The sequence below is a fragment of the Paenibacillus ihuae genome, assembly GCF_001368795.1.
Classification (GTDB): Bacteria; Bacillota; Bacilli; order Paenibacillales; family Paenibacillaceae; genus Paenibacillus_AQ; species Paenibacillus_AQ ihuae.
The window spans coordinates 2,373,847-2,383,959 of record NZ_LN831198.1 but is presented as its reverse complement, the minus strand read 5'-3'; the positions used below and the strand labels follow the sequence as shown (position 1 = coordinate 2,383,959).

Sequence of the window (10,113 nt, the reverse complement as noted above, 5' to 3'; positions counted from 1 at the left end):
ATTTCCCGCAAGGCGATTAGCTTGTTTTTAACAAATACAGGAGATCCGGCTGTCTCTTTCCCCTGCTCCCCAGGGTAGAGCTTTCCTTTGTTGAGACGTTCGATCAGATCATCGGGTGGAATGTCGACCAGTTCAATCTGATCGGCACTGTCAAATACACTATCCGGTATGCGTTCAGTTACGGAGTTGCCGGTAATTGCCGAAACTACATCGTGCAGGCTTTCTATATGCTGGACATTGATTGTTGTATATACGTTGATTCCCGAACGCAACAGTTCCTCGACATCCTGGTATCTTTTTTTGTGCCGGCAGCCGGAAGCGTTATGATGAGCCAGTTCATCCAGCAGAATCAGGTCCGGCTGTCTGCGGATCGCATGATCCAGATCAAATTCACGGATTACAGCTGTTTTTGAGGGAAGCTCCAACAATGGAAGCCGTTCGAGTCCATCCGCAAGAGCCGCTGTTTCCTGGCGGTGATGGGCCTCAATGTAGCCGGCTACGACGTCCACGCCTTCCTTCTGCTCCTCAAGGGCAGTATAGAGCATGGCGCTGGTCTTGCCGACCCCTTCGGCATATCCAAAAAAAATCTTTAACTTGCCGCGTTTTTTCTCTGCCGTGTTCCCTGGGGTCTGCTCCAGCAGGACAGCAGCTCCGGTCCGGTGAGATGCCATGTCAAACCCCTTTCTGACAATAGAGTTGCTGTTAGCTAGTATAGCATGCACAAAATCAACGTAGTATTACAACTTTAACCCTGACATTAAGATTTCATTAAGATTCACGCAGCAAGAATCAGGGACCTCCCATGCAGCCGTTACCCGCTGTGGAAGCTCCCTTGTTATATAAGGCGAAGCTGCTATCTCGGATAACAGGCCCACAATGATGTACTCAGTAGTCTCGAGCAAAAAAGCCAAAAAGGTAAAAGAAAAAACTAAGCCGCGTTCATTGACAGTCTTCAGAGTACCCTCTTTCATAAATGATTATATATATTGCTCTTTATCATCCACAGATACAGCATAGCCCGCAGTGACAATTATCGTTCCGCATAAAAACAACCAGATCAATACACCGAGTAAAATCCACATGTTAATATTCCTCCAATACTAAATTGTCTGTTCACCATCGATGCAGTCCAAGCAGCTGTTGTCCAAGCTCCGTCAGAAATACCGGTGTTGCCTGTCCTGCAAGGTACTCCTGTTCCCGCTTTTTGACTAAGCCGGGATTGTTCTCCTGAGCAGGAATATATCCGAGCAGCAGCCAGTGCGGCTCATGCTGGCCAATTATCCGGAAACGGCGCTGGTCCAGAATGATCAGTTCTGACAGTTTGGCTTCAAGAACAACAATTTGCTCCTCCTCTTGAAGGGTTACGCTACTGCCGTTTATGTTAACGGATAAGAGCCCCAGTGCATCCGCGGATTCCGGCTTACATAATTCTGCCCAGAGTGCCGGAGTATTCAGAATTACGGCGAATGCGGAATAAATCTCCGGCATAGAGCGGATGTCCCAGATGGATTGATGATGATAACGTGAGCCGACCAGCGGCTGGGACTCCATCTGCCTCCAAGCTGCATACCGCAGCACATAGAAAAACGGAACTGCTTTGGGTACGCGGACGTATCCCTCTTCTTCCCATGTACGCAGGAGAACTGCGTGGTTAGGTACCAAAACCTCATCACATCCCTTCGCTTGATCTCTGCCCTTTTGCTCAAATCAATTCTACAAATGAACCGGACAGGGAACAATAAAGGTTATTGTTGTCTTTCTATAAAACATGATATATCTTGTCATTAGAATAGTTATTCAATATAGATGGATTGAGAGTGGGAGACCTATGCCGAACAGCGGTACCTTCTTGTTAAACCATAATTCCTCGGCATACAACGGCCAGCTGATCTATGCAGGCAAGCTGAGTGATAATCCGGAGTGGAAATTTGCGCTTCATAAGCATGAGGATCTGCATGAAATTATTATTATCGAGGATGGGATCGGTTCATTTGTGATCGACGGCAAAGCCTATACGGCAGGAAAAGGTGATGTTCTGATCTATAACCGGGGAATTTTGCATGAGGAGCAGTCAGATCCTGAAAAACCGCTATTTACCTATTATTGCGGGTTCCGCTTCAACGCCCCGATTGCCGAGCAGCGCGACTGGGTGATTCATCCGGCCAGGGTGCCGGTCATCCGTGCGAACCATTATTCCAATGAGCTGTCGCTGCTGATGCGTACGTTATTTGGCGAGTTTTCACTGCGCAATAGCGGTTATGAACGGATCTCACAGCATTTATTAGAAGCTATCCTACTGCTGCTTGAGCGAATGATCCTTTCACAGCATCGTACGGAGAAGGAAGAAAAAGCTCCGCTGGCCAATCAGATCAAAGAATATTTAGATACGAACTACAGACGCAAGCTGACGCTTAAGGATCTGGCGCACCTCTTCCATATTGACTCGTATTATCTGGCGCACATCTATAAGAACAACTTCGGCATTTCACCGATCAACTACTTAATTCAGCGCCGTATGGGTGAAGCGATGAGACTGCTCGCTAGTACGAACAAAAAGGTCTGGGAGATTGCTAAAATGGTCGGGTACGACAATCCCAATTATTTTTCCATCCTCTTCACCAAAGTCATTGGAGAATCTCCCCGTAGGTTCCGCGAGAACAATCAGAAAGAGCTCTATAATAAGGATTAACACATGTCAACAAAAACTTATGAAAAGATTGTAATATTTTTTTAATAAATGGCTTAGAAGCCTTGCGGGCGCCGTGCTATCACGGTCATTAGCAATTTATGTTAAGAAAATCTATGTTAGGGTTGATTCAGGTGATAAACCAGACTGCAACAACAGGAGGTAACACATGAATACAACTCACAAAAGACGTTTCCGCAACTTTACGATCGGAGTCAGCTTAGGAGCAGCCTTATTAACTGCCGGAACCGGATTCACCGGGAACAGCAGCACTGCCTATGCAGCAACTAGTACAACTACTGCGAGTACCGTCTCTGCTAGTATTGCTGATCAAGTTATTGCGACGGGCTTGAAGTATCAGGGCGTTCCTTATGAATACGGTGCAGAGTCTGGGAATACCAGTTCTTTTGACTGCTCTTCATTTACACAATTTATATTTGAACAAAATGGCATTTCCCTTCCCCGTTCATCCAAAGAACAGTCGACCGTTGGTACCCCTGTGCCTAGAGATGAACTGCAGCCTGGTGACCTTGTGTTTTTCTATTCCCCGATTCACCATGTAGCTCTATATATGGGTGACGGTAAAATACTTCACACGTACGGCGATGATGGAGTGACAATCACTCCCCTCGATACAGGCTGGTGGGATTCCCACTATACAACCGCACGCCGCGTATTAACTGCAAACGGACAAGCGGCAACGGATAGCGGATCTGCTGTAGCTTCCCCGGACACTGCCAGCCCAGCTTCTGCTGATGATTCATCTCAGGATCAGGCCATTGGAGACGCTTGGGATTGGCTGTACAATTTAGAATAAGCACATGAATCTAATCCTATAATCCCTGCAATCTAAAAAGCCGATTCTGTTAATGAACAGACCGGCTTGTTTATTTTACGTGCAACAAAGATTATAGATTTCACAATGTAATTTATTTACTGAACAGCTCCAACGACTGTGTATCCATAACCGGATTCCAGTAACGATCGATCTCAATAGTGAGCGGCTGAGGTAACTCGTCGGCCTTCTCTCCAAAGTAATAAACGAATTTCTCCTCTACCGCAGAAGAACCTCTCGACAGCGATTGGCTAAAATACCCGCTCCCGACAGCTTTAGTATGAATTTTCCCCCGGGCATCTGTGTAGCTATCCTTCAGCAGCATAATGAAGCTGTCTTTTGCCTGATCTGTTTCTACTTTATGCCGGAATACGAGTGCTCCTGCACCAGCCGTTTTATCAGAATCGTCAAGGGTAAGGCCGTCAGGAGCATCAATAATTTCCTTCTTGTTCAGATCGACAACAATCTTCATCTGATTCTTATCGAGCGCAGCAATTCCGAAGGTTTTGAGTGAAAGGGTGTCCAGCGCAGCATATTCACTGCTCTTATACACAAGCGTAAAGTTGGATTCATCCGAAATAATCTCAGAATTATTCGTTGTGATGTCGGTGGGATAATAGGATTTTATCATTTTGTCTCCGCTTTTACCGATCAGCACGGGGTTAATCAGCCCAAAAATCTGTTTGCTATTACGCTCATCCACTTCCACATCCACATAAGTATTCAACGGAGTAAATAGCACCTGATTCACTTTGAGCTTTTGCCCTCCGATGGTCATATCCTGTTTGGCAAACCATGTTCGGTTCTGATCATTGAGTAAGCCTGTATTAAGCTCGAAGGGTACATGAATACCGGTGCGGTATTTATTGCTGCTGGACGACAGTGCTTGTTCCGATATTTGCGTCAGGATCACATTGTATTTCACATCCTTCGGATAGTCCGCTTCCAGTGAAAGATAGTTGGAATAGACAAAATAAACAGTCTGCCCCGCTCTGATCTCGTTGTCACTGCCTGCCATCTCTAGTTTAGCACCTATGTCCGCCGCCTCGAACTTGCCAAAATCCAGCGAAAAGCCGGCATGAATTACAGTCTCACCGGAATTATTATGCACACTGTACAAGATATACACCTGCCGCCCGTCACTCACCGTACCCATAACTTCGACGCGAAATCCGGCTTTCTCTACACTCTTGTAAACGGGCTGAATCAGGTTCTTTTCAAGGGCATTTTCTAGCGACTTACTTCTTAAATGCGAACTGTCGAACTTTTTGGAATCCGTCCAAACTTTGTTAGGTGCAACATTTCGGACTGCATATTCTGTTTCTTCCGGTGGTGCTTGAAGGAATGTAAATATTAACAGGACTACGGCTGCTACGGTTAAGGTGATACTTACACCGGAAAAAAGGCTCCGCCGCTTCACCCGTTCCTTCCCCCGGTGTATACCACTCACCATAGCGTTATATATTTTCAATTCCTGTATAGCTTCGGCAGTCTGGTTCACTTCCCCGGCATTGTCCCGCAGAATGCGGTCTTCTGAATCTGTCATAATTTATCGCCTCCCTAATTACTACAGATAATTGCGCAGTTGTTTTAGCCCTTCGCGCAGCCAGGTTTTGATCGTGCCTTCCGGTTTCTCCAGCACCTCCGCTATTTGCGCTGCTGTCATATCCTGATAGTATTTGAGAATTACAGCATGCCGGTATTTCGGCTTCATCCGGTGCATTGCTCGTTCCAAGTCTATCCGTTCATTGCTTTGCATCTCCTGCGCCGCTTCCTCTGCCAGCTTTTCCGCCGGATAAACACGCTTTTTGCGCCGGAGTTCGTCCATGCAGCAGTTAATAGTAATCCGGATCAGCCAGGGTGTAAAGGCTTGCTCATCCTTCAGCTTGTTGCGCTTCATCCATGCCCGGCATGACGCCTCCTGCACCACTTCCAGCGCGTCTGCTTCGTTCCGCATATAACTGTAAGCGAGAGCATACATTTTGCGGTGCTCCACATACAGCCGTCTGAAAAAAGCTTCTTCATTCAAATGTGCTAGATCCACAGTACGAACCTCATTCATTGTATCCTCTAACAAGCACCACTCCCCCTTTCTTTTCATGATGTGATATCCGGAAAAGGCCGCTTTCAATATGTATCTATAAGTAAGACGCCGCTCAGCGTAAAAACGATTGATTTTTCTGATATTTCTAAATCAATTTATATAGACAGAAAAATAAGACCAGCCCTTTTTGCTAAAGGTTTGGTCTTATTGTACACTTTCCGGCAGTATGCTGCTGTTAGAGACGGCAGGCTAAATGTTACCCGGTTTGCCCGCTTGATCTTCCTCCCAAGCCAGACGCGCAAGCGGAAACGGGGAGATCGCGCGCTCCAGGATCCCCTGCACATGGGCAATGGCCACGCCGTAATTCACAATGGGCACGCCGTTCAGGGCCGCCTGCTCCATCCGCCAGAGCATCTGCCTGCGGTTGATCATACAGCCGCCGCAATGCACAATGAGCGCATATTCGTTCACGTTATCAGGGAAGCTCATGCCATTCGCATGATGAAAATCGATGTTCCTGCCGGTCGCCTGCCGGATCCAGCGCGGAAGCTTCACACTGCCGATATCGTCTGGCTGCGTGTGGTGAGTGCAGGGTTCGGCGATCAGTACCTTGTCTCCATCCTGCAGCCGGTCAATCGCCCGTGCGCCTCTGACCAGTTCCTCCAAATCCCCCTTATGCCCGGCGAACAGGATGGAGAATGAGGTAATCGGAATGTCCTTGGGTGTATCGGCGGCAACCTTCAGAAAAACCTGCGAATCTGTAATCACCAGCCGCGGCTTCCTGCCTAGGCTCTCCAGGGTTTGCTTCAGTTCATGTTCCTTGGTAACGACTGCTATGGCATCGCTCTCCAGAATATCACGGATGGTCTGCTGCTGGGGCAGAATGAGTCTGCCTTTGGGGGCTGCTTTGTCAATTGGCACGACCAGCACAACCAGATCACCGGGAGTCAGAAGGTCACCTACAATGCGGAAGCGGCCATCCTCCTCCGGAACTGCAGTAGTCAGCGCCTTCCTCAGCTTGCTGACCCCCTGCTGCTCTGCCGCTGAGGCAGGGATGACTTGGAATCCCAATCTCTCTTGCGATATATTCACCAGTGCCGCAAGGTCATTGCCATTCGGTTCATCCGTCCTGGTTAACAAATCCGTTTTATTTAATACCCCAATGACAGGGATGTTTTTGCTCTGTATAAGTCCGGCAATCTCCTTATCAAAGGAGGTGACTCCGCTATCTGCGTCGATAACCAGCAGGGCAATATCGGTTTTGTTCAACACTTCCAGCGTTTTCTTTTTGCGCTGCCCTCCAAGCTCCCCCTCGTCATCCAGTCCTGCTGTATCTATTAGCACAACAGGTCCGAGCGGAAGCAGCTCCATGGATTTATAGACAGGGTCCGTAGTCGTCCCTTTCACAGGAGACACGACAGCAATGTCCTGCTTGGCCAGCGCATTGATCAGGCTGGATTTACCGGCATTGCGCCTGCCGAATAAGGCGATATGCAGGCGGCTTCCACGGGGGGATTCGTTCAGGCTCACATTATTCTCTCCTTGTGCCAAAGTCTTAATGAACGCAAGTATTATTTATTTGCCGGGTACACCGGGTTTCGTGATCTGATTAAGATTCAATATCTGATCAATTTGCACCTCCGGAAGCAGCCGGGATTCCACAAGCACTTGGCGTACAGGTTTACCTTCCCGGCTGGCTCTTTTAGCAACCTCTGCACTCTTCTCATAACCAATGTGGCCTATGAATGCGGCAGCAAGCACGGTAGAGTTCTCCAGAAGCACACTGCACCGCTCTGCACAGACAAGAATACCCCGTACACAGCGTTCCTCGAACAACCGGACGGCATGGTCCAGAATCTCCAGCGATTCCAGCAGTGATTCCGCAATTAGCGGCATAAAAGCATTCAGCTCCAGCTGGCCGCCGGCAGCAGCCAGGGTAACCGCTGCATCATTGGCGATTACGCGCATCGATGCGAGTCCGGTCATCTCGGCCATTACCGGATTGACTTTACCGGGCATGATCGAAGATCCTGCCTGTACGGCAGGGAGCTTAAGCTCCCCAAACCCGCCTGCAGGTCCGCTTGCCAGCAGACGAAGATCACCTGAGATCTTCAGCAGATTCACGGAGGCGGCTTTCAGCAGGCCGGAGACTTCAACGAACACATCCATATTCTGCGTCGGGTCCATTGGAAATTCACTGCGCGCCAGACCATAGCCGGTCAGATCCTGCAGCAGATCCGTCATATAGAATGTATACTTGGCCGGCGCATTCATTCCGGTACCGATCGCTGTACCGCCTATATTGATTTCCCGCAGCCGCTCCTCAGCTTTATAGAGCCGCCAGCGGTCTCTAGCGACCGCTTTGGCGTAGGCACCGAAGCCCTGGCCAGCTGTCATCGGCAGCGCATCCATCAGTTCCGTGCGTCCCAGCTTCAGCACATCTGCGAATTCAAGCTCTTTCTCCTGCAAAGTCTCCTGAAGGGAAGCGAACGCCTCACTCAGTCTGCGGACCAGGCCAATTGCAGCAATTCTCAGCGCTGTCGGATAGACATCATTAGTGGATTGGCAGCAGTTGACATGATCCAGCGGATGGACCAACGTGTAATCTCCAAGAACCCCGCCCAGCAGCTCAATCGCCCGGTTAGCCAATACTTCATTAACATTCATATGGGTCGAAGTACCCGCTCCGCCCTGCAATGCATCAACGGTAAACTGCTCCATGTAATTCCCGGCCTGAATGTCATCGCAAGCCTTCACGATGGCCGAAGCAATCTCCGCCGGATACGTATTCAGCTTCAAGTGGGCCAGCGCCGCCGCTTTTTTCACCGTGACCAGGCTCTGGATCAGATTCGGGTTAACCGTCCGGCCGCTTACAGGGAAATTCTCCATGGCCCGGGCCGTATGAATTCCATAATATGCTGACTCCGGGATATCCCTGCTGCCTAATGCATCCTGTTCACGGCGAAATCGTCTGCGTGCCTGTTCCATCGTTTTGCCTGCTCCTTAAGTTAAGAATTCACATGCATAATTTCAAGCACACGCGGCAGGATGCCTTTGAAATAAGCAAAGGCAATGCCGTAGTTCGTGATCGGCACCCGCTGGTCTCCCGAGCTCGCCAGCCGCATCATCAGCTGCTTGCGGTTGAATATACATCCGCCGCAGTGCACGATCAGCTTATAGCCCGAAAGATCAGCCGGGAAGTCAGGCCCTACACTGGTTCTGATCTCCAGTTTGCCTCCGGCTATTTCCTGCAGCTTCGCCTTCACCAGTTCACGGTCAATCTCGCCGTTATGCGGATGATGGATACAGGCTTCTGACAGAAGCACCTTATCCCCCGGCTGAAGGCTGGCAATCGTCTCAGCCCCTGCTACAAAAGTCGGCAAATCCCCTTTAAACCGCGCCATCAGAATGGCAAAGGTGGTCAACGGCACGTTGGCCGGAAGAATTTCGCTCACACTGTCATATACCTGGGAATCCGTGATGACCAGATCCGGCATCCCTTTGAGGTTCATCAGCAGTGTCGGAAGTTCAACCTCAGTAACGGACAAAGCCATTACATGATGATCCAGTAAATCACGCAGGATCTGCTGCTGGGAGGACACTAACCGGTATTTTGGTGCAGGAATCGTCTCCGGCATAACCATTACTACGACTTCGCCCGGGCTCACCAGATCGCCAAGAATACTGGCACGCTCAAATTCGGCAGGGGCGAAATCACGTATCGCATGGCGCAGGCTTCCGAAATTTATATTTTTCTTTGAACTGATTTTGACGAACGGAATCTTCAATTCTGTTTTTAACAGATCCACATCGACATAGTGATCATCCACTTTCGTAATCACACCGATCACGGGAATGTTGCGTTTCACCAGCTCATGAACCCATTCCTTTTCCAGCTTATAGTCATCTGACTCCCCCGAGAAAATCAGCAGGCTTAGATCCGTCAGATCCATGACCTCCCGGGTCTTCTGCACACGAAAACGGCCAAGATCAGAATCATCATCAATCCCGGCGGTATCGACGATGATAACGGGACCCACTATCGGGAGGTCAAAAGCCTGAAAGACCGGTTCAGTCGTTGTACCCGGCTTGTCGTTAACAATCAGAAAAGGCATGCCGGTAAGCCCGTTGATCAGACTGGATTTCCCGGAATTTCTCCGGCCAAAAACAGCAATATGCATCTTGTTAGATTGCGGTGTGGTTTGCATTGCGAATCTCTCCTTATGGGTCTATTAAAAGCGCAAATCCCGCTCGCCGTTTTCGAGCCGCTGCAGCCGTTCTTTTGTTATTTTCCGTGCGGCTTCCTTGGGTATATCATCGAGCCCTTTGCGGATGATCTCCTCACCGAGTGCGCGGGTTTCCTCATCTGCGTAATCCAGTAAATATTCTTTAAACGTTAAAAGCGAGTTCGGCTGGCACACGTTATGAATCTGTCCCGATTTCGCCAGACGCATGAACCGGTCACCGGTGCGCCCTTCCCGGTAACAGGCGGTGCAATAGCTGGGAACATAGCCATCCCGGCAAAGTCCGCGGATAATTTCTTCAGGC

Annotated in this window: 8 protein-coding genes and 2 pseudogenes; 2 read left to right on the top strand and 8 right to left on the bottom strand. The window is 49.3% G+C overall.

Annotated elements, in window-relative coordinates; all coding sequences use genetic code 11:
- A partial coding sequence (locus AQR02_RS34015; RefSeq protein ID WP_483414275.1) for a histidine kinase occupies window positions 1–671 on the bottom strand: 671 nt, incomplete at its 3' end.
- Between the two features lie 442 nt (window positions 672–1,113).
- Window positions 1,114–1,662: a hypothetical protein gene (locus AQR02_RS10750; RefSeq protein WP_054940555.1), complete on the bottom strand. Its 549-nt coding sequence runs from the start codon at window positions 1,660–1,662 to the stop codon at window positions 1,114–1,116.
- A 187-nt stretch (window positions 1,663–1,849) separates the two neighbouring features.
- On the opposite strand from AQR02_RS10750, the gene AQR02_RS10745 reads away from it, so the two are divergent.
- Entirely contained in the window at window positions 1,850–2,689 is an 840-nt protein-coding gene (locus AQR02_RS10745) for a helix-turn-helix domain-containing protein (protein WP_159067736.1), read from the top strand.
- Between the two features lie 166 nt (window positions 2,690–2,855).
- Window positions 2,856–3,365, top strand: a pseudogene (locus tag AQR02_RS10740) (C40 family peptidase); the annotation flags it as partial.
- Between the two features lie 250 nt (window positions 3,366–3,615).
- On the opposite strand, the gene AQR02_RS10735 reads toward AQR02_RS10740, so the two are convergent.
- From AQR02_RS10735 to AQR02_RS34010, 6 genes and pseudogenes are all read right to left on the bottom strand, one after another.
- Window positions 3,616–5,067, bottom strand: a complete 1,452-nt coding sequence (locus AQR02_RS10735) for a DUF4179 domain-containing protein (protein WP_054940553.1) — start codon at window positions 5,065–5,067, stop codon at window positions 3,616–3,618.
- A 21-nt stretch (window positions 5,068–5,088) separates the two neighbouring features.
- On the bottom strand, window positions 5,089–5,583 hold the full coding sequence (locus tag AQR02_RS10730; protein ID WP_054942069.1) for an RNA polymerase sigma factor: 495 nt from the start codon (window positions 5,581–5,583) through the stop codon (window positions 5,089–5,091).
- Between the two features lie 231 nt (window positions 5,584–5,814).
- Window positions 5,815–7,095 (bottom strand): [FeFe] hydrogenase H-cluster maturation GTPase HydF, encoded by a 1,281-nt coding sequence (gene hydF, locus AQR02_RS10725; RefSeq protein WP_054940552.1) that lies wholly within the window; start codon window positions 7,093–7,095, stop codon window positions 5,815–5,817.
- Window positions 7,096–7,140: 45 nt separating this feature from the next.
- On the bottom strand, window positions 7,141–8,553 hold the full coding sequence (locus AQR02_RS10720; protein WP_054940551.1) for an aspartate ammonia-lyase: 1,413 nt from the start codon (window positions 8,551–8,553) through the stop codon (window positions 7,141–7,143).
- A 20-nt stretch (window positions 8,554–8,573) separates the two neighbouring features.
- Window positions 8,574–9,773, bottom strand: coding sequence for a [FeFe] hydrogenase H-cluster maturation GTPase HydF (gene hydF, locus AQR02_RS10715; protein WP_054940550.1), 1,200 nt, complete (start codon window positions 9,771–9,773; stop codon window positions 8,574–8,576).
- A 24-nt stretch (window positions 9,774–9,797) separates the two neighbouring features.
- Window positions 9,798–10,113 (bottom strand): annotated as a pseudogene (locus tag AQR02_RS34010) ([FeFe] hydrogenase H-cluster radical SAM maturase HydG); the annotation flags it as partial.